At 70.5% G+C, this 19,158-nt stretch carries 20 protein-coding genes and 1 pseudogene; 7 read left to right on the plus strand and 14 right to left on the minus strand.

Annotated features, from left to right (window positions below):
• Positions 1 to 75 precede the first annotated feature (75 nt).
• Positions 76 to 1,314: an ABC transporter ATP-binding protein gene (locus ABTY98_RS32700; protein ID WP_352224684.1), complete on the plus strand. Its 1,239-nt coding sequence runs from the start codon at positions 76 to 78 to the stop codon at positions 1,312 to 1,314.
• Complete coding sequence (locus tag ABTY98_RS32705) at positions 1,311 to 2,192, plus strand: ABC-2 transporter permease family protein (RefSeq protein ID WP_352224685.1); 882 nt, start codon at positions 1,311 to 1,313, stop codon at positions 2,190 to 2,192. Before ABTY98_RS32700 ends, ABTY98_RS32705 begins: the two co-directional genes overlap by 4 nt.
• A 16-nt stretch (positions 2,193 to 2,208) precedes the next feature.
• Here ABTY98_RS32705 and ABTY98_RS32710 read toward each other — a convergent pair whose 3' ends face one another.
• Positions 2,209 to 2,550 (minus strand): Rv1322 family protein, encoded by a 342-nt coding sequence (locus ABTY98_RS32710; RefSeq protein ID WP_352224686.1) that lies wholly within the window; start codon positions 2,548 to 2,550, stop codon positions 2,209 to 2,211.
• A gap of 221 nt (positions 2,551 to 2,771) precedes the next feature.
• Here ABTY98_RS32710 and ABTY98_RS32715 point away from each other — a divergent pair, with 221 nt between their 5' ends.
• Positions 2,772 to 3,800 carry an LLM class flavin-dependent oxidoreductase gene (locus ABTY98_RS32715; RefSeq protein WP_352224687.1) on the plus strand — a complete coding sequence of 343 codons (1,029 nt, stop codon included), beginning with the start codon at positions 2,772 to 2,774 and terminating at the stop codon, positions 3,798 to 3,800.
• Positions 3,801 to 3,906: 106 nt separating this feature from the next.
• On the opposite strand, the gene ABTY98_RS32720 is transcribed toward ABTY98_RS32715, so the two are convergent.
• The gene (locus ABTY98_RS32720) at positions 3,907 to 4,299 is read right to left on the minus strand and encodes an SCO5389 family protein (protein WP_093499046.1); all 393 of its coding nucleotides are present in this window, start codon (positions 4,297 to 4,299) and stop codon (positions 3,907 to 3,909) included.
• Positions 4,300 to 4,587: 288 nt separating this feature from the next.
• Between ABTY98_RS32720 and nucS the strand changes: the two genes are divergently transcribed.
• Positions 4,588 to 5,271: an endonuclease NucS gene (gene nucS / locus ABTY98_RS32725; protein ID WP_352224688.1), complete on the plus strand. Its 684-nt coding sequence runs from the start codon at positions 4,588 to 4,590 to the stop codon at positions 5,269 to 5,271.
• A 2-nt stretch (positions 5,272 to 5,273) separates the two neighbouring features.
• On the opposite strand, the gene ABTY98_RS32730 is transcribed toward nucS, so the two are convergent.
• From ABTY98_RS32730 to ABTY98_RS32745, 4 genes are all read right to left on the minus strand, one after another.
• Positions 5,274 to 7,775 (minus strand): ATP-binding protein, encoded by a 2,502-nt coding sequence (locus ABTY98_RS32730; RefSeq protein ID WP_352224689.1) that lies wholly within the window; start codon positions 7,773 to 7,775, stop codon positions 5,274 to 5,276.
• Between the two features lie 319 nt (positions 7,776 to 8,094).
• Positions 8,095 to 8,418 (minus strand): STAS domain-containing protein, encoded by a 324-nt coding sequence (locus ABTY98_RS32735; RefSeq protein WP_186284954.1) that lies wholly within the window; start codon positions 8,416 to 8,418, stop codon positions 8,095 to 8,097.
• A gap of 163 nt (positions 8,419 to 8,581) precedes the next feature.
• A complete protein-coding gene (locus ABTY98_RS32740; RefSeq protein ID WP_352224690.1) occupies positions 8,582 to 9,430 on the minus strand; it encodes a 3-hydroxyacyl-CoA dehydrogenase family protein in 849 nt (282 codons plus the stop codon).
• Between the two features lie 152 nt (positions 9,431 to 9,582).
• Positions 9,583 to 9,921, minus strand: a complete 339-nt coding sequence (locus ABTY98_RS32745) for a hypothetical protein (RefSeq protein ID WP_352224725.1) — start codon at positions 9,919 to 9,921, stop codon at positions 9,583 to 9,585.
• Between ABTY98_RS32745 and ABTY98_RS32750 the strand changes: the two are divergent.
• A pseudogene (locus tag ABTY98_RS32750) lies at positions 9,865 to 10,008 on the plus strand (ABC transporter permease); the annotation flags it as partial. The gene ABTY98_RS32745 and the pseudogene ABTY98_RS32750 overlap by 57 nt on opposite strands.
• Before the next feature lie 13 nt (positions 10,009 to 10,021).
• A complete protein-coding gene (locus tag ABTY98_RS32755; protein WP_352224691.1) occupies positions 10,022 to 10,609 on the plus strand; it encodes a cob(I)yrinic acid a,c-diamide adenosyltransferase in 588 nt (195 codons plus the stop codon).
• A gap of 31 nt (positions 10,610 to 10,640) precedes the next feature.
• On the opposite strand, the gene ABTY98_RS32760 is transcribed toward ABTY98_RS32755, so the two are convergent.
• Genes ABTY98_RS32760 through ABTY98_RS32775 form a run of 4 tightly spaced genes read right to left on the minus strand, consistent with a single transcriptional unit; the run spans position 10,641 to position 13,449 of the window.
• A complete protein-coding gene (locus tag ABTY98_RS32760; protein WP_352224692.1) occupies positions 10,641 to 10,838 on the minus strand; it encodes a hypothetical protein in 198 nt (65 codons plus the stop codon).
• Positions 10,838 to 11,239 carry a hypothetical protein gene (locus tag ABTY98_RS32765; RefSeq protein WP_352224693.1) on the minus strand — a complete coding sequence of 134 codons (402 nt, stop codon included), beginning with the start codon at positions 11,237 to 11,239 and terminating at the stop codon, positions 10,838 to 10,840. The genes ABTY98_RS32760 and ABTY98_RS32765 overlap by 1 nt, the downstream gene beginning before the upstream one ends.
• A 51-nt stretch (positions 11,240 to 11,290) precedes the next feature.
• Entirely contained in the window at positions 11,291 to 12,757 is a 1,467-nt protein-coding gene (locus ABTY98_RS32770; RefSeq protein WP_352224694.1) for a sensor histidine kinase, read from the minus strand.
• Positions 12,754 to 13,449, minus strand: a complete 696-nt coding sequence (locus tag ABTY98_RS32775; protein ID WP_352224695.1) for a response regulator transcription factor — start codon at positions 13,447 to 13,449, stop codon at positions 12,754 to 12,756. Before ABTY98_RS32775 ends, ABTY98_RS32770 begins: the two co-directional genes overlap by 4 nt.
• 407 nt (positions 13,450 to 13,856) lie before the next feature.
• On the opposite strand from ABTY98_RS32775, the gene ABTY98_RS32780 reads away from it, so the two are divergent.
• Positions 13,857 to 15,680: a glycosyl hydrolase family 18 protein gene (locus ABTY98_RS32780; protein WP_352224696.1), complete on the plus strand. Its 1,824-nt coding sequence runs from the start codon at positions 13,857 to 13,859 to the stop codon at positions 15,678 to 15,680.
• 61 nt (positions 15,681 to 15,741) lie between these two features.
• Here ABTY98_RS32780 and ABTY98_RS32785 read toward each other — a convergent pair whose 3' ends face one another.
• The 4 genes from ABTY98_RS32785 to ABTY98_RS32800 all read right to left on the minus strand — a co-directional run bounded on the left by ABTY98_RS32785 (position 15,742) and on the right by ABTY98_RS32800 (position 19,157).
• Positions 15,742 to 16,188 (minus strand): DUF2550 domain-containing protein, encoded by a 447-nt coding sequence (locus tag ABTY98_RS32785; RefSeq protein WP_352224697.1) that lies wholly within the window; start codon positions 16,186 to 16,188, stop codon positions 15,742 to 15,744.
• 130 nt (positions 16,189 to 16,318) lie between these two features.
• On the minus strand, positions 16,319 to 16,693 hold the full coding sequence (locus ABTY98_RS32790; protein WP_352224698.1) for a F0F1 ATP synthase subunit epsilon: 375 nt from the start codon (positions 16,691 to 16,693) through the stop codon (positions 16,319 to 16,321).
• 112 nt (positions 16,694 to 16,805) lie between these two features.
• Entirely contained in the window at positions 16,806 to 18,242 is a 1,437-nt protein-coding gene (gene atpD / locus ABTY98_RS32795) for a F0F1 ATP synthase subunit beta (RefSeq protein ID WP_352224699.1), read from the minus strand.
• Complete coding sequence (locus ABTY98_RS32800; RefSeq protein WP_352224700.1) at positions 18,243 to 19,157, minus strand: F0F1 ATP synthase subunit gamma; 915 nt, start codon at positions 19,155 to 19,157, stop codon at positions 18,243 to 18,245.
• Position 19,158 lies beyond the last annotated feature (1 nt).

The raw sequence follows: 19,158 nt of genomic DNA on the forward strand, positions 1-19,158 counted from the left end.
CAGCGTCCGGATATCCTCCTAACCCTTACGGGGGCGTCTGCCCTGCTGTCCTGATCCTTTCGATGGGTGCGGAGCATGATCGAGGCTGTCGGCCTGACCAAGCGCTACGGCGACAAGACCGCCGTCTACAACCTTTCCTTCCAGGTACGGCCCGGCGCCGTCACCGGCTTCCTCGGGCCCAACGGCTCGGGCAAGTCGACGACCATGCGGATGATCCTGGGTCTGGACAACCCGACCGCCGGCGCGGTGACGATCGGCGGCTACCCCTACCGCCGGCTCCCCAACGCCGCCCGCCAGGTCGGCGCGCTGCTCGACGCGAAGGCGGTGCACGGCGGCCGGTCCGCCCGCAACCACCTGCTCTCCCTGGCCCAGCTGTCCGCCATCCCGGCCCGCCGGGTCGACGAGGTGCTCGGGGTGGTGGGCCTCCAGGACGTGGCCGGCAGGCGCTCCAAGGGCTTCTCGCTCGGCATGGGCCAGCGCCTCGGCATCGCCGCCGCACTGCTCGGCGACCCCCAGGTGCTGCTGTTCGACGAACCGGTCAACGGCCTCGACCCCGAGGGCATCCTCTGGGTGCGCAACCTGATGAAGTCCCTCGCCGCCGAGGGCCGTACGGTCTTCGTCTCCTCCCATCTGATGAGCGAGATGGCGCTCACCGCCGACCACCTCATCGTCATCGGGCGGGGCCAGCTGCTCGCCGACATGAGCGTGACGGACTTCATTTCGGCCAATTCCGCCGACTTCGCCCGGGTGCGTACCCCGGACACCGAGCCGCAGCTGCGCGAGAAGCTCAGCTCGGCGCTGACCGAGGCCGGCGGCCATGTCCTGCCCGAGCAGGACGGGGCGCTCCGGGTGACCGGCCTGCCGCTGCCGCGGATCAGCGACCTCGCGCACGAGGCGGACGTACGGCTGTGGGAGCTCTCCCCACACCAGGCCTCCCTCGAGGAGGCGTACATGCGGATGACGCAGGGCGCCGTCGACTACCGCTCCACCGTCGACCAGAGGACCGGCCTCCATCAGCCGCTGCCGCCCGGCGCGCAGCCGCCGATGCCGGTGCCCGGACAGGGCCAGCCCGGCTGGTACGCCCCTCCGCCGCCCCAGCAGGGCGGCCAGCCGTTCGCGGCGCCGTACGGCGCACAGGGAGCGCCCGCAGGCGCGTACGGCGCCCCGCAGGCCCCTTACGGGGCTCCCCAGGCCGCCCCCAACCCCAACCCCTACGCCGCGCCGGCCCCGGCGCCCGCTGAATCGTCACAGCCGGCTCCCCCCACTCCCGCTCCCGCCCCCGCCGACCTGACCAAGCCCGAGGACGCCCGATGAGCACCCCCCAGCCCCCGAAGCCGCAGGCAGCCCCGGCCGCGCCCGACTGGCAGGCGGCGCCCGGCGGCCCGTACCCCGGTTACACCTCGCCGATCCCGGTGGTGCGCACTCACCTCGGGCACGCCATCGCCTCCGAGTGGACGAAGATCCGGTCGGTGCGTTCGACGATGTGGACGCTCGGCGTCTTCGTTCTCCTCGTCGTCGGCATCGGCCTGCTTGCCGCCGCGGTGGTCAGCAATTCCTCCTCGTCCGACGACCTGTCCGGCCAGAACGCGCTGTCGCTCGGCTTCTTCGGGCTGCTGCTCGGCAGCATGTGCATCATCACGCTGGGCGTGCTGACCACGGCCTCCGAGTACGGCACCGGAATGATCCGTACGACGATGGTGGCCTGCCCCTCCCGCGCGCGTGTGCTCGCGGCGAAGGCGATCGTCTTCTTCGCGGTCGCGTTCGTGATCACCCTCGCGGCCAGCGCGTTCGTTGCCATGACACAGGTGTCGATGCTGAACGACGTCGCCCGGACGCCGACCGGTGGGGAATGGCTGAAGGGCACCGTCGGCGTCAGCCTCTACATCGCGCTGCTCGGGCTGCTCTCGCTGGTCATCGGCTCGATCATCCGGCACTCGGCGGGCGCCGTCACGATCATGATCGGCGCGGTGCTCGCCCCGCTGGTGATCGCGCTGTTCATGTTCTCGGCGTCGCTGGAGAAGGTGCGCACCGCCCTGTTCGAGTACTCGATCCCGAACCAGCTGAGCGTCTTCTACTCCAACTCCCTCAGCGATTCCGGCCCTTCGGGCTGGGACCCGCTGTGGATCATCCTCGGCGTGACGGCCGTCGCGTTCGCCGGCGCCTACGCCCTGCTGGAGAAGCGGGACGTGTGAGTTCCCGCTTCTCCAGCTAGAACCTCGGCGCGTTACGGGACCGCTGCACCCGCGTGGTGCGGCGGTCCTTCGCGTTCCAGCAGGCCTTGTGCCAGTGCCGGCGCTCGTCGACGCCCGAGTGCTCAGGCCAGGCCACCACGTGTGGGAGGCCGGAGGCAATCACCTGGTCGCAGCCCGGGCAGCGGTATGTCTTGCCGACCGCGCTGGCGCCGGCCACGTGCCGCACGCTCCACTCCTCGCCCTGCCAGCTCTCGCTGGACTGCCAGCCGCCGTAACGGTCCGCGCGGTCGTCCTCGGCGCTCCGGCCGGAGGAGGAGGCTCCATTCGGGCCCTTGGGTCGGTTGCGACGCGGGGACACGGGACACCTCTCGGGGCTATACAGGAAGCAAGGGCTGTGTCCAGCCTACGACGCGCGCGCGGGGGTACGCGTAGGGAACCAACCCCCACAAGTCCCCCTCCAGGGCGACCCGTTCTCCAGACAATCCGCAAATCTCTTCGCCAGGCCGTGTCCTCGGCACGTGTCAGACGGTTATGCCGGGTGGGGGAGCTCCGGGTAGGAGCCAGGAAAGCAGGAAAGCGATGCGCGTAGGAAGTTTTGTGCTGGCGGCCCAGTTCCCGGGCCAGGGCCAAGGGGAGGCGTTGCACCGGGCGGTGCGCACGGCGGAAGTGGCCGAGGAGGCCGGGCTGGACGCGGTCTGGCTGGCCGAGCACCACTTCGTGCCGTACGGCACATGCCCGTCCGCGGTGACACTGGCGGCTTTACTGCTGGGCCGCACCAGGCGCCTCAGGGTCGGTACGGCGGTGAGTGTACTGCCCACGGTCCACCCGGTGGCGCTCGGCGAACAGGCCGCACTGCTCCATGTGACGAGCGGCGGCCGCTTCTCGCTCGGCGTGGGCCGGGGCGGCCCCTGGGTGGATCTGGAGGTGTTCGGGGCCGGACTCGATGCGTACGAGCACGGCTTCCCGGAATCACTCGAACTGCTGATGCGCTGGCTGCGCGAGCCGGCCGTGTCGGCCTCCGGGCCGCGCTTCTCGTTCCGTGAAGTCCCGGTCGTACCGCGCCCGTCGGAGGCACTGACGGAGACGCCGGGGCCGGAGGTGGTGCTCGCGTGCACCTCCCCCGCAAGCGTCCGGCTGGCCGCCGAGCAGGGGCTGCCGATGCTGCTCGGGATGCATGTCGGGGACGAGGAGAAGGCCGAGATGGTCGCGCTGTGGCGGCAGCACGCGCGGGCGGCCGGACGGCCGGCCGAGGAGGTCCTCGGCGCGGCCCATGTCTCGGCCGGCGTCTGCCAGATCGCCGACCGGCGCACCGACGCCGTGGAGACGCTGACGAAGGCGATGCCGGGCTGGCTGAAGCAGGGCCTGGAGGCCCATGTGACGGTGGACGGCCGGTTCCGCTCGATGCGCGACCCGCTCGCCTACACCGAACTGCTCTGCGGACTGCACCCGGTGGGGACCGCGCGGCTGTGCGCCGACCGGCTCGCGGCGACCTCCGAGCGGACCGGCATCTCCCGATTCGCCCTGCTGACCGAGGGCTCGGGGGACCTTGCGGCCACGGAGGAGAACGTACGACGGCTGGGTGCCGAAGTACTGCCGCACCTCCGGTGACCTCACACCTCCGAGGGGAGCTTGCCGCCCCAGTGACTGATTGCACCTCCCGCGTGTGGAGCGGCAAGCAAGCGGCTCACTGCGTCAGCAGTACCGGAGCCCCGCGTCAGCAGTCCCGGAGCTCCGGGGACTGGTTCAGCAGCTGATTGCGCACCGAGGTGAAGCGGGCCAGCGTCTCGTCGACCGAGGCGTCCAGCGGGAACACCGCAACCCGGTGGCAGTTCTGGAAGGCCAGCCGCACACCGAAGTGCCGCTGCAGGGCGCCGCGTATGGCGTCACTCGCGAGCGCGCGCAGCAGCTGACCGCGTGCCTGCTCGTCCGGCGGGGGCGTCTGGTTGTCGGCGAACTCTCCGCCGTCCACCTTCAGCTGGGCCACCAGGGAGCTGATCATCTCCCATGCGTAGGGCAGGGAGGTCCGGACGCAGTCGACGAAATCTGCTTCGTCGACCTCGCCTCGCTCGGCCTGTTCGAGTAGGGCCGGTGAGACGTCGAGCGACATGGGTTCTCCTCTCGCACCCCCGAACAGCAGGGGTTGCCGGACAGATAAGGGAGTTCGCGATACCGAACACGCTGAGTACACAACTCGCGACCTCCCGTTTACTACGGTAGGCACCGGACGGTGACCCCACCAGGAGATTGCGTATATGCGACGGTCCCTTTAGGCACACAATCGGCCAGCCTTGAACACAGGTGTGCAGGCGACTCGTCAGGACCGGTCGCGGGGGCCCGGTCGGAGGGCGGTGGGCGAATCGCGTGGAGGGCGGGGCGTCGAGTAGCGTTGCCGACCATGCGTCTCGTCATCGCCCGGTGCTCCGTCGACTACGCCGGCCGGCTCACCGCCCACCTTCCCTCGGCCCCCCGTCTGATCCTGGTCAAGGCGGACGGCAGCGTCTCGATCCACGCGGACGACCGGGCCTACAAGCCCCTCAACTGGATGTCGCCGCCGTGCACCCTCAAGGAGGAGACGGGGGAGTTTCCCGAGGGCACTGTGGGCGTCTGGACCGTCATCAACAAGGCGGGCGAGAAGCTCATCATCACGATGGAGGAGGTCCTGCACGACTCCTCGCACGAGCTGGGCGTGGACCCGGGCCTGATCAAGGACGGCGTGGAAGCGCACCTGCAGGAGCTGCTGGCCGACCGTATCGAGACGCTCGGCGAGGGTTACAGCCTCATCCGCCGCGAGTACATGACGGCGATCGGTCCGGTGGACATCCTCTGCCGGGACGCGGACGGCCAGACCGTGGCGGTCGAGATCAAACGCCGGGGCGAGATCGACGGCGTGGAACAACTCACCCGCTACCTGGACCTGCTGAACCGCGACCCTCACCTCGCCCCCGTCCGAGGCGTCTTCGCGGCCCAGGAGATCAAGCCCCAGGCCCGCGTGCTCGCCACGGACCGGGGCATCGGCTGCGCGATTCTCGACTACGACGCCCTGCGGGGCGTGCAGGACGACAAGCTGCGGTTGTTCTGAGGTCAGATCACCGTGCCGGCCGAGGTTCCGGGGGTGGTGCCCTCCGAGGCGCTCGACGTCGTGACGGTCGGGGAGCCGGTGGACGGGCCGCTTGCCGAGTTGGTCGTGGTGGGGGTGTCGGACGGGCCCGACGACGACTGTGAGGGCGACTCGGTCGGCGTCGGTGACTCGGACGACTTCGAAGGGGTCGGCGACGGCGACTTCGAAACCGAGTGTGTCGGTGTCGGCGACTTGGACGGCGAGTGGGTCGTGCCTCCGCCCGACGAGCTCTTCGTCCCCGTCGGTGTGCCCGAAGGGGACGCCTCGTCCGACGGTGGTGTCGGGTCGTCCGAGGTGCCCAGGGTGCCGTCCGGGCCGGGGTCCGTCGGTGTGGTCGTCGCCGTGCCCGTGCCCCCCGTGCCCGGTGACTGCTTGGGGTCGGCGCCCAGGCTGCCGTCGCCCGTGCCCTCGCTCGCCGACGGGTTGACGCTCACGTTGTTGGCCGGGTTGTCGGCGTTGTCCTGGGAGGTCATGCCGAGCCCCACCACCGTGCCGAGGACCGCGGTGAGGAGCACGCCCGAGCCCACCGCCACCAGGTTGCCGCGGGCCATGCGTACCAGACCGCCGCCGCCCCGGACCGGCGGCGACTGCTCCGGCACGCGGCGGGTGACCAGTGTTTCCGAGATCGGGGAGTGGACGGCCGGGAAGGGTGTCGTGACGCCGCCCGCCGGGGATATGGACTCCTCGTGGCGGGCGTCGGGGATCTCGTCGCCCGCCATCGCGGCGAGGCTGGGAAGGGCCTCGCCCGAGCGGTCGGCGACCAGCGCCAGCGCACGTCGGCCGGCTGTCGTACTCCGCTTGTCGGAGAGCGCCCCGCGCAGCCCGATGGAGGCCTCCAACTCGGCCCGGGCCCGGTCCAGCTGGCCGCCGCAGAGCGCGAGTATCCCCAACTCGTGGTGGAAATAGGCCTGATCCCCTACCTCGCCGGCGAGGCGGGAGGCCTCCGCACCGGCCCGCAGCGCGCGTTCCCAGGCGCTCCACTGCAGCCCGGCCGCGAACGCGGGGGCGGCCGTGCGGGCCAGTCGTACCGGGGTGGACTCCTCGTCCTCGGCCGGGGGCACGGTGGCGGGGACGAGGACCGCCAGGGCGGCGAGGACCGCGTCGGCCTCGGCGCACACCCGGTCCGGGGTGACGGAGGGGTGCCCGGCCCACCAGGAGTAGTGCTGGCCGGCGGTGAGCGCCTGGGCCTCGATGTCGTCGGCGTATCCGGCGGCCTCCAGCTGCTGCTGGACACCAGCGGCGAGCCGGTAGCGGGAGCCGACCGCGGAGACCAGTCCGCAGCCCGCCAGTTCACCGAGGGCGGCGTCGGCGTGGGTGTCGCCGACGAGGGCGGGCAGATGGGCCTGGTGCGGGACCTCGCCGCCGAGGGCGACCGCGAAGCGCAGGGTGGCGCGGGCGGAGGCGCTGAGGCGGGAGGCGAGCAGCGGGGCGGGTGCGGCGGCCTCGCCGAGGGACGGGAGCGGGACGTCGTCGGTCGCCTCGGTGTCGAGGGGCACGTCGACCTGGAGGTCGGACAGCTCGGAGGCGAAGACGCCGAACTCGTCGACGGCGCCCGTGCTGGCCCGCAGGTGGTCGCGCTGGCGCAGCAGCGCACCCGCTTGGACGAACCGCAGCGGCAGGCCCTCGGACTCGAACCAGAGGTCGCCGGCCCAGTTGGCCTCCTCCTCGCTGAGCACCCGGCCGACCGCGCGCTCCAGGATGTCCACGCCCCCGGCCCGCTCCAGGCCGCTGAGGAAGACCTCCTCGACGGCGGAGTCGGCGGAGGGCGCCGGCACGTCCGGGATGGCGCTGATCAGGAACGCGCACTCGGGGGTGGCGTCGATCAGCTCGTCCAGCCCGGAGCCGCCGAACTCGATGTCGTCGAGGACGACGACCGCGCCGATGTCACGGACCAGTTCGACAAGCTCGTCGGGTCCGGGGCGGTGCGCGGGCGCCTTGTAGACGGCGTAGAAGAGGTCGTGGAGCAGGTCCGCGGGTGTGCGGTGGAAGCCGTTGAGGCGGACCACGCCGTCGGGGGCGAGGTCGGCGCAGTCGTCGGCGACCAGGTCGAGAAGCGCGGTGCGGCCGGAGCCCGAGGGCCCGGTGAGGCGCACGGAGCGGCCGCGGGCGAGGAGCCGCACCAGACGCTCGCGGTCGTCCTGGCGCTCCAGGAGCGGCAGCTCGGGCCGGGCGGGACCGGGCGGTACCGGCGGCCGGGCGGCGCGCTCGTACTCGGCGCGTTCGGCGGCGGTGCGCTTCTCCGGTCTGCCGGGGCGTTCGGTCGGCGGGCAGGGTTCTATCTCGCTGCCGTCGACCGGGTTCACGGTCAGCAGGAAGTCGCCGGAGACCAGCCGCGCCGTGCGGACGAGTCCCGGCGCACTCTGGCCGAAGTCGTTGGTGAGGGATTCCCTCGGCGGGCGCTGGCGCGGCGTGCTGCCGTCGCCGTCCTGACCGTACGCCTCGGGTCCCGTGTTGATCGGGTCCATAGGTTCCTAGCCCCCCAAAAGCGTGGTGTGCCGTGAATTCGGGCCCCTCCCGGCCTGTTGCACACTGCGCTGTCGCTTCTGGTCCGGGCCCGCGCTCGAAGGGTGACAAGGCGGCGGGCGACCGAACCTTAAACCTTCGCACAGTATCTACGACAGTCCGGGGTACCGCGCCGTCCAAGACATCACAGTCTCGTGAGGATTGCGCCTGACATGCGCTTGTGCACGGTCCGTCCGGGTCACGCCCGGCGCCCGGTCCACACCGCGTCCCACCCGTTCGCCGCCGCACACCGGGTCCCGGCGTGCCTCCCCGGTCCCGGTGTCACACCCGGGGCAGCGACTCCACCCCGATACCCCCCTCGATCGCCAGGATCCGGTGCAGCCTGGTGGCCACCAGCAGGCGCTGCATCTGCGGCGGTACGCCGCGCAGCACCAGGCGGCGGCCGCAGCGGCCGGCCCGCCGGTGGGCCCCCATGATCACCCCGAGTCCGGTGGCGTCCCACGAGTCCAGCTCGGACAGGTCCAGCACCAGATCGCCGACTCCGTCGTCGACGGCCGAGTGCAGGACCGTACGGGCGTCCGCCGCGCTGCGCACGTCGAGGCGGCCCCCGACGACCAGCTCGGCGTGGTCGCCCCTGATGTGCATATGCGCTCCCCGAGAGTGCGTGTCCTACTCCGTGAAAGTGATGTCCGGTGATGCAACCTCTGACTGCGTTCGAGGGTCAGAGGTTGCCATCTGTAAGCGAACCGATACCGAATTCACCCCCAGGAGTGAAACTCCCGGGGCTTGTGCGTTTTCGGAGGCGGTTTCAGTACGTGTAGAAGCCCTGCCCGCTCTTGCGCCCGATGTCACCGGCGTCAACCATCCGGCGCATCAGCTCCGGAGGGGCGAACTTCTCGTCCTGCGACTCGGTGTAGATGTTGCTGGTGGCGTGCAGCAGGATGTCGACGCCGGTGAGGTCCGCCGTGGCCAGCGGGCCCATGGCGTGGCCGAAGCCCAGCTTGCAGGCAAGGTCGATGTCCTCGGCGGTGGCGACGCCCGACTCGTACAGCTTGGTGGCCTCGACGACGAGCGCGGAGATCAGCCGGGTCGTCACGAAGCCGGCGACGTCCCGGTTGACGACGATGCAGGTCTTGCCGGTGGACTCGGCGAACTCCCGCGCGGTGGCGAGGGTTTCGTCGCTCGTCTTGTAGCCGCGGACCAGTTCCACGAGCTGCATCATCGGCACCGGCGAGAAGAAGTGGACGCCGACGACCCGCTCGGGGTGCTCGGTGGCTGCCGCGATCTTGGTGATCGGGATGGCGGAGGTGTTGGAGGCGAGCACGGCGTCCGGGCGCACGATCTTGTCCAGCGCGCGGAAGATCTCGTGCTTGACCTCCAGCTTCTCGAAGACGGCCTCGACGACGATGTCGGCGTCGGCGACCGCGTCCAGGTCGGTGGTCGTGGTGATCCGGGCCAGGGCGGCGTCGGCGTCGTGCGCCTCCAGCTTCCCCTTGCTCACGAACTTGTCGTACGAGGCCTGGATGCCCCCCGTGGCACGGTCCAGGGCCTCGTCGGTGACGTCACGCAGGACCACGTCCCAGCCGGCCTGCGCGGCGACCTGGGCGATGCCGGAACCCATCAAGCCGGCCCCGATGACGGCAAGCTTCCGTGCCACTCCGCTCCCCTTACACGCTGTTTAGGTATGCCTCTTGGGCGGGACCCTAGCGCTCGTGAGGGGCCGGGAAACCCGGTAAGTAACGCGTGTCACGGTCTCAGGGCGTGAGACAACCGTCACGTCTCGTCAGCCGTGCCCCGCGGCAGGGTTCATTACGCGCCCCGTACCGCGCAGTTGAGCGTCTTCTCGCGCAACAACTCCTCGACGCCGCCGAGGAGAACCAGTACCTCTCGTGACACTTCGTCCGGATCACGCCCGCTGACCATTTCGCACCCGATGACCGGCATGACCGTGCTGTGCACCCAGCCGAGCTGACCGGCGATCAGCTGCGGCATCGGGTCGCCGGTCGCGGCGCCGGTGCCCTCGCGCAGCGCCTCCTCCGGGTTGGCCCGCACCTCCTGGCCGATCGCCCACACCCGGGCGCGCAGCGCGAGCGCCTCCTCGTGGACGCGACGCGCGACGCCTACGCCGGCTCGTACACGAGAGCTCACATGCTGTGCGGCGTCCTGGTCGGCGTCGCCGTGCCGACACTCACCGTGACAGTGGGCACACGCGTCTTCCGGACGGCCGGGACCTAATTAGGCTGGCCGTATGGTCAATCTGACGCGCATCTACACCAGGACCGGCGACCGGGGCACCACCGCCCTCGGGGACATGAGCCGGGTCGCCAAGACCGATCTGCGGATCTCGGCGTACGCGGACGCCAACGAGGCGAACGCGGTGATCGGGACGGCGATCGCGCTGGGCGGGCTGGACGAGGAGGTCGTCCAGGTGCTCACCCGGGTGCAGAACGACCTTTTCGACGTCGGCGCGGACCTGTCGACGCCCGTGGTGGAGAACCCGGAGTTCCCGCCGCTGAGGGTGGAGCAGTTCTACGTCGACAAGCTGGAGGCGGACTGCGACCGCTTCAACGAGCGGCTGGAGAAGCTCCGTTCGTTCATCCTGCCCGGCGGCACCCCCGGCGCGGCCCTGCTCCACCAGGCCTGCACGGTCGTCCGGCGGGCCGAGCGCTCGACATGGGCCGCGCTGGAGGCGCACGGCACCCAAGGAGAGAACGGCGGCATGAACCCGCTGACCGCCACCTACCTCAACCGGCTGTCGGACCTGCTGTTCATCCTCGCCCGGACGGCCAACAAGGACGTCGGGGACGTGCTGTGGGTGCCGGGCGGGGAGCGCTGAGTCCGCGCGCTCCCCACCCCTCCCCCTCTTCTCAGCGGTCCGTGCCGTCCTGGGCCGCGTCCTTGTCCGCCTGCGTGAGCGCCGACTCGGCCGCGGCCACCTTCTGCTGCATCTCCGGGTAGCCGGAGGGGGTCGCGGGGGCCTTCTCGGCCGTACCGCCGCCGTGGGCGCAGCCGACACAGAGCCCCGCGAGGAGGGCGACCGCGGCGGCCGCGAGCTTCAGGCGCATCAGCTCGCGCCCTCGTTGTTGTCGTGGCACCACGTCTGGACGTCGGCCAGGTCGCTCTGCCGCTGCTGGAGCGTGGTGACCAGGGACTTGCGGAAGGTCAGCCGGTCCTGGAGATAGGTGGCGATCTCGCTGTGCCCCGCCGCCTTCGCGTTGTCCACCCGCTGCTGCAACCGGGCGATCGAACCGCGCTGGTCCGCCCCGGCGTTCAGCCGCTTCAGGGCGCGGTCGATGCGCTGGTCGATCTTCGGTGCCCGCTTGCACAGCACCTGTGCGCCGTCACCGGTCGGCGTCGCCGCCGGGGCGGGCGTGCTGTCGGCCGTCGCCACGCCGGTGCCGGTCGCCAGGAGTGCCACCGCGGCCAGCCCCACGAGGAGGGTGCGGCGTCCTTCTCGTACGTACATCTCTGCCTCCGTTCCCCGAGCGGTCCCGTCGTCCGCCCGGCACGACAGAAGCTAGGGGCCTTCTTTGGGGAAACCCTGTGACCGGTTTGTCCCAGCTGTGCCGATCAGCCAGTCGCGATGGAGGGGCAGCTCGCCTCCTGTCCGCGGCAGCCTGACCTCGAAGCGGGCGCCGGTGCCGTCCGGGCCGTCCGTGACCGTGACCTGGCCCTGGTGCAGTGCCGTCTGCTGAGCCACCAGCGTCAGGCCGAGCCCCGAGCCGGTGCTGCCCGGCCCACGCCGGAACCGCTCGAAGACGCGGTCCCGTTCCTCGGGCGGCACCCCGGGCCCCTGGTCGACAACGGTGATCACGACCTGGTCGTCCGCGCCTCGCAGCCCGACCGCCACGGTCGCCCGGCCGTCCGCGTCCCGGCCGTGGGCCAGCGCGTTGGCCAGCAGGTTGTCGAGCAGCAGCCGTAGGCCTGGTTCCCAGCCGTGGACCGTGAGCCCGGGGGCCGCGTCCACGGTGATCCATGCTCGCGGCGCACGCCGCCGGGCCTCGGCCACCGCCGCGTCCGCGATCTCGGTGAGGTCCACGGTCCGGAGCGCTTCCGCCTCCACCAGGTCGCCGCGTCCCAGCTCGCGCAGCATCACGAGCAGGCCGAGCAGCCGGGCGTGCTCATGACTCAGGTCGGTGAGGACCTCGGTGCGGTCCGGCTCGGCGAGACCGGGGTGCTCGGCGAGGATGTCGAGGTTGGTGCCCATGCTCATCAGCGGGGTGCGCAGCTCGTGGGCCGCGGCCGAGGCGAAGGAGCGGGCGGTGTCGAGGGCTTCGGCGGTGCGGGCGGCCTGTTCGTCGTAGCGGGCGAGGGCTTTCTGCAGGGTGGCGGCCAGGTCGTCGACCTCGGTGACGCCGGTCCGTTCGTGATGCAGCCGGGTGGTACTGGTGCGCGGGTCGATGCCGGCGGTACGGCGGCCTAGGCGGCGCAGGGGGCCGGTGGCGCCGGTGGCGATGCCCCAGGCGAGCAGGCCGGACAGGGGCGCGGCGAGCAGGGTCGTGACCACCACGCGGCGCCGGACGAGCCGGAGTTGGGCCTGGTCGGCGGCGTTGGGCGCGAAGACCCACAGGGTGCCCGAGCCGCGGACGGTGGTGATCGGTCGCGACAGGGCGCGCCAGCTGGTGCCGCCGTCCCGGACGGTGACCGGGGTGACCGCCGCCCGCGCCGGCAGCCGGACCGAGGCGTCCGGCTGGGGCCCGCCGCTGAAGGTGGCGTCCGGTCCGACGATGCGTACGCCGACGTCGAGGGCCGCGCTGAACAGTTGCCGTTCCCTGGTGTCGGCCGCCTTGGGCCGGTCACCCGCGCTGGCCCGCAGCAGGGCACGCGCGTCCGGGGTCACTGCGGTGGCGCGGGCGCGCAGGTGGTCGTCCTCGGCGCTGTGCAGATCGCGGTTGACCAGCTGGAGCAGCAGCCAGCCGGAGGCCAGCACCAGCAGCGGCACGGTCAACCCGACGGCGAACCCGATGCGGGTGGAGAGCCTCACGACTCCTCCCTCAGCACGAAGCCCACGCCACGCACGGTGTGCACCAGCCGGGGCCGGCCGTCCGCCTCCAGTTTGCGCCGCAGATAGCTGACGAAAGTGTCTACGGCGTCGGTGCGCACGTCGAAGTCGTATCCCCACACCCGGTCCAGGAGCAGGTCGCGGGTGAGGACCACCCCGGCGTTGCGGGCGAGCACCTCGAGCAGCTCGAACTCGCGGCGGGTCAGTTCCAGGGGCCGCCCGTCCCGCTCGGCGGTGCGGGCCGCCGGGTCGATCACAAGGCCGGCCACCCGAAGCACCTCCCGCCCGCCGGGCGGGCGACGGCGCAGCAGCGCGCGCAGCCGCAGCACCAGTTCCTGCAGGGCGAACGGCTTGACCAGGTAGTCGTCGCCGCCCGCCTGGAGCCCGGCTATCCGGTCGGCGGTCTCGTCGAGCGCGGAGAGCATGAGGACGGGGAGGTCCTGGCCGTCGTCGCGGAGCCGTTCGCAGACCTCGATGCCACTCATGCCGGGCATCGACACGTCGAGGACGAGCACGTCCGGCGGGGCGTCCCGGACGGCGGCCAGGGCCTGCGGGCCGCTCTCCGCGGTGCGCACCGCGAAGCCGCTCAGCCGCAGCCCGCGCTCCAGCGAGCGCCGGATGGCCGCGTCGTCGTCCACGACCAGCACGGCCCCCGGCCGGTCCGCCTCGCTCATGCCTGCCTCCCTCGCTCAGTGCACGGCCAGCGTACGGTCCGCTTCCGGGCGGGCGGCAGCGGTGTGCTGCTCGTGCGCGGTGCAGCCGACGCCCGGGGGTCCATCGGGCGGCGGTGGAAAAGTTGGTCGGTCCTCGTCGGGGGCGAAACGCTGTCCTGCGCCGGTGTCACGGCCCGGCGGAGTCGGCCGGACCCGTGGTGAAGACGCACGTCAATCGGCTGCCGGGCGGGCCGGAGCCACACGGCGGGGTGCAAGCGGCGCCACTGACAGGGGAGTTGGTGATCTGTCACCTGCGTCTGGATGGTGGTCCAGACCTATTGACCGGTGGTCCAGACCTTTCTATTCTCGCGGCACTGTGGGCGCGAAGGCTCAGTCGTGCCCCCCCAACTCCCCATAGGAGGCGCAGGATGCGCTTCAGACACAGAGCCGCGGCAGGGTTCGCGACCCTGTTGCTCCCGCTGGCCGGTCTGGTCGGCCTCGCGGGTCCCGCCCAGGCCGCGACGACCGCCACCGCCACCTACACCAAGACCCAGGACTGGGGTACCGGCTTCGGCGGCCAGTGGACGGTCAAGAACACCGGTACCACGTCGATCAGTTCCTGGACCGTCGAGTGGGACTTCCCCTCCGGGACCTCGGTCACCTCCGCCTGGGACGCGGACGTCACCTCCTCCGGCACCCACTGGACCGCCAAGAACAAGTCCTACAACGGCTCCATCGCCCCCGGCGCCTCGGTCTCCTTCGGTTTCAACGGCGCGGGTTCCGGCTCCCCGAGCAACTGTCTGCTCAACGGCGCCAGTTGCGACGGCGGCACCACCGTCCCAGGTGACGCGGCCCCCTCCGCGCCCGGCACCCCGACCGCCTCCGCCATCACCGACACCTCGGTGAAGCTGAGCTGGTCCGCCGCCACCGACGACAAGGGCGTCAAGAACTACGACGTGCTGCGTGACGGCAAGGTCGTCTCGACGGTGAGCACCACGTCGTACTCCGACACGGGTCTCACCGGCGGCACCGACTACTCCTACACCGTCCAGGCCCGCGACACCGCGAACCAGACGGGCCCGGCCAGCGGGGCGGTCGCCGTCCACACCACGGGCGGTACGACCACTCCCCCGCCCACCGGCTCCAAGGTCAAGCTCGGCTACTTCACCGAGTGGGGCATCTACGGCCGCAACTACCAGGTCAAGAACCTGGTGACGTCCGGCTCCGCGGCCAAGATCACGCACATCAACTACGCCTTCGGCAACGTCACCAACGGCCAGTGCGCCATCGGCGACGCCTACGCCGACTACCAGAAGACGTTCACCGCCGACCAGTCGGTCAGCGGCGTCGCCGACACCTGGGACCAGCCGCTGGCCGGCAACTTCAACCAGCTGCGCGAGCTGAAGGCCAAGTACCCGAACATCAAGATCCTTTGGTCCTTCGGCGGCTGGACCTGGTCCGGCGGCTTCGCGCAGGCGGCGGCCAACCCGACCGCGTTCGCCGACTCCTGCTACAACCTGGTCGAGGACCCGCGCTGGGCCGATGTCTTCGACGGCATCGACATCGACTGGGAGTACCCGAACGCCTGCGGGCTGAGCTGTGACACCAGCGGGGCCGCGGCCTACAAGAACCTCATGGCCGCGCTGCGCGCGAAGTTCGGCCCGAACAACCTGGTCACCGCGGCCACCACCGCGGACGGCACCTCCGGCGGCAAGATCGACGCCGCCGACTACGCGGGCGCGGCCCAGTACGTCGACTGGTACAACGTGATGACGTACGACTTCTTCGGCGCCTTCGACGCGGACGGCCCGACCGCCCCGCACTCCCCGCTCACCACGTACACCGGCATCCCGACGCCCGGCTTCACCACGGCCGACGCGATCGCCAAGTACAAGGCGAAGGGCGTCCCCGCGAGCAAGCTGCTGATCGGCATCGGCTTCTACGGCCGCGGCTGGACCGGCGTCACCCAGTCCGCACCGGGCGGCACGGCGACCGGCCCGGCGGCGGGCACCTACGAACAGGGCATCGAGGACTACAAGGTCCTCAAGACGTCCTGCCCGGCCACCGGCACCGTCGCGGGCACGGCGTACGCCTACTGCGGCAACAACTGGTGGTCGTACGACACCCCCTCGACGATCGCCGGGAAGATGAGCTGGGCCAAGTCCCAGGGTCTCGGCGGTGCGTTCTTCTGGGAGTTCAGCGGTGACACCAGCGACGGCGAACTGGTGAGCGCCATCAACTCGAACCTGTAAGACCGTCAAGCAACGTTCACTCTCCTCCGGACTTCATTCGTCTGGGGGAGAGTGAATGTGGCTACGCCACATTCACTCGCTGCCCGGGCGGGGCTGCTTCCAGCCACGCGAGGAATCCGGTCAGCGCGTCGTCGCTCATGGCGAGTTCGAGGCGGGTGCCCCGATGGGTACAGGCGAGGATCACGGCGTCGGAGAGCAGCGCCAGCTCCTCCTCGCCCTCGGGGAGACGGCGGCCGGCCACCTCGATCCGGTGGCGGGACAGGACCCGGCGGGGGCGGTAGGCGTAGGAGAAGACGCGGTACCACTCGACGCTGTCGCCGTTGTAGCGGGCGACGCCGTAGCTCCAGCCCTTGCCGCTGTTGTCCGGTTTCTCGGGGATGTCCCAGCGCAGAGAACAGTCGAAGGTGCCGCCGGAGCGCTGGATCAGTCTGCGCCGCAGTCCGAACAGGAAGAGTCCCACCACCACGAGCGCGACCACGATTCCGCACACAGTCAGAGCGAGGACCATCGGCACCGACCTCCTCGTCTCCTAGGTAATGGAACGTAAAAAGACCCAGATCTACCTCAGCCGCGGCTGGGACCGGATTGGCTCCGGTCCCAGCCGCGGCTGAGTTACGTCAACGCATACGCGCAGTGTGTCAGCGCGCCGTCGCCGCCCGCAGACGGACGTCGGCGCGTCGCTCGGCGGTGGCGTCGCCTTCCGCCTTCGCGCGCTCCAGCTCCCGCTCCGTGCGCTGGACGTCGATCTCGTCCGAGAGCTCGGCGATCTCGGCCAGCAGCGACAGTTTGTCGTCCGCGAACGAGATGAAACCGCCGTGCACCGCGGCGACGACCGTCCCACCTTCACTCGTACGGATGGTCACCGGGCCCGACTCCAGCACACCCAGCAGCGGCTGGTGACCGGGCATGACGCCGATGTCGCCGGACGTGGTGCGCGCGACGACCAGGTTGGCCTCGCCGGACCAGACCTGACGGTCGGCGGCGACCAGCTCGACATGCAGCTCAGCAGCCAAAGGTGGCTCCTCGGGTCACCACCCGGTGATTCCACCGGGTGTTGGATACAAGTCTAATGGGCGTGAGTGAGGGGGCGGGACGCGCCCGCCCCCTCACACGAACTCAAAGAGTTCAGGAGACGCCCAGCTCCTTGGCGTTCGCCTTCAGGTCCTCGAGACCACCGCACATGAAGAACGCCTGCTCGGGGAAGTGGTCGTACTCGCCGTCGCAGATCGCGTTGAACGCGGCGATCGACTCGTCGAGCGGCACGTCCGAGCCGTCCACGCCGGTGAACTGCTTGGCGACGTGGGTGTTCTGGGACAGGAAGCGCTCCACGCGACGGGCACGGTGGACGACGAGCTTGTCCTCCTCGCCGAGCTCGTCGATACCGAGGATCGCGATGATGTCCTGCAGGTCCTTGTACTTCTGCAGGATCGTCTTCACGCGCATGGCCGCGTTGTAGTGGTCCGCGGCGATGTAGCGCGGGTCCAGGATCCGGGACGTGGAGTCCAGCGGGTCCACGGCCGGGTAGATGCCCTTCTCCGAGATCGGACGGGAGAGCACCGTCGTCGCGTCGAGGTGGGCGAAGGTGGTGGCCGGGGCCGGGTCGGTCAGGTCGTCCGCGGGGACGTAGATCGCCTGCATCGAGGTGATCGAGTGACCGCGGGTCGAGGTGATGCGCTCCTGGAGGAGACCCATCTCGTCGGCCAGGTTCGGCTGGTAGCCCACCGCGGACGGCATGCGGCCGAGCAGGGTGGAGACCTCGGAACCGGCCTGCGTGAAGCGGAAGATGTTGTCGATGAAGAACAGCACGTCCTGCTTCTGGACGTCACGGAAGTACTCGGCCATGGTGAGGCCGGCCAGCGCGACGCGCAGACGGGTGCCCGGGGGCTCGTCCATCTGACCGAAGACCAGGGCGGTCTTGTCGATGACGCCCGAGTCGGTCATCTCCTCGATGAGGTCGTTGCCCTCACGGGTGCGCTCACCGACACCGGCGAACACGGAGACACCGTCGTGGTTGTTGGCGACACGGTAGATCATCTCCTGGATGAGCACCGTCTTGCCGACGCCGGCACCGCCGAACAGACCGATCTTGCCACCCTTGACGTACGGGGTGAGCAGGTCGATGACCTTGACGCCGGTCTCGAACATCTCGGTCTTCGACTCGAGCTCGTCGAAGTTCGGGGCCTTGCGGTGGATCGGCCAGCGCTCGCCGTCGTACTGCTCGTCGACGTTGAGCACCTCACCGAGGGTGTTGAACACCTTACCCTTGGTGAAGTCGCCGACCGGGACCGAGATGGCGGAGCCGGTGTCGGTCACCTGGGCCTGGCGGACCAGACCGTCGGTGGGCTGCATGGAGATGGTGCGGACCAGGCCGTCACCCAGGTGCTGGGCGACCTCCAGGGTCAGCGTCTTCCGCTCGCCGTCCTTGGCCGGGTCGGCCACCTCGACGTGCAGGGCGTTGTAGATCTCCGGCATCGCGTCGACGGGGAACTCCACGTCGACGACCGGGCCGATGACCCGGGCGACGCGGCCCGTAGCCGTCGCGGTCTCAACAGTGGTGGTCATTTATCGGTCACTCCCCGCGGTCGCGTCGGCCAGGGCACTGGCGCCACCGACGATCTCGCTGATTTCCTGGGTGATTTCGGCCTGGCGGGCCGCGTTGGCAAGCCGGGAGAGCGTGTTGATCAGATCTCCCGCGTTGTCGGTGGCCGACTTCATCGCGCGCCGCGTGGCGGCGTGCTTCGAAGCGGCCGACTGGAGCAGCGCGTTGTAGATACGGCTCTCCACATAGCGCGGCAGCAGGGCGTCGAGGACGTCCTCCGCCGAGGGCTCGAAGTCGTACAGCGGGAGGATCTCGCCCTGGGGCTTCTCCTCGGCCACCTCTTCGAGACGCAGCGGCAGCAGCCGGGCGTCGAGTGCGGTCTGGGTCATCATCGACACGAACTCGGTGTAGACGATGTGGAGTTCATCCACACCGCCGTCCTCGGTCGGCGTCTCGATGGCCTCGATCAGGGGCGCCGCGACCTTCTTGGCGTCCGCGTACGACGGCTCGTCGGTGAAGCCCGTGAACGATTCCGAGATCTTGCGCTCACGGAAGTTGTAGTGGGCGACACCGCGGCGGCCGACGATGTACGTGTCGACCTCCTTGCCCTCGCGCTCCAGGCGCTCGGTCAGCTGCTCCGCCGCCTTGATGGCGTTGGAGTTGAAGGCACCGGCCAGACCGCGGTCGCTCGTGAGGAGCAGAACCGCGGCGCGGGCCGGGTTCTCCGCCTCCGTGGTGAGCGGGTGCTTGGTGTTCGAACCCGTACCGACCGCCGTGACCGCGCGGGTGAGCTCGGTCGCGTACGGCGTGGAGGCCGCCACCTTGCGCTGCGCCTTGACGACGCGCGAGGCGGCGATCATCTCCATCGCCTTGGTGATCTTCTTGGTCGCGCTGACGGATCGGATGCGACGCTTGTAGACCCGGAGCTGAGCTCCCATG

This window comes from Streptomyces sp. NPDC096040 (genome assembly GCF_040303265.1).
GTDB lineage: Bacteria > Actinomycetota > Actinomycetes > Streptomycetales > Streptomycetaceae > Streptomyces.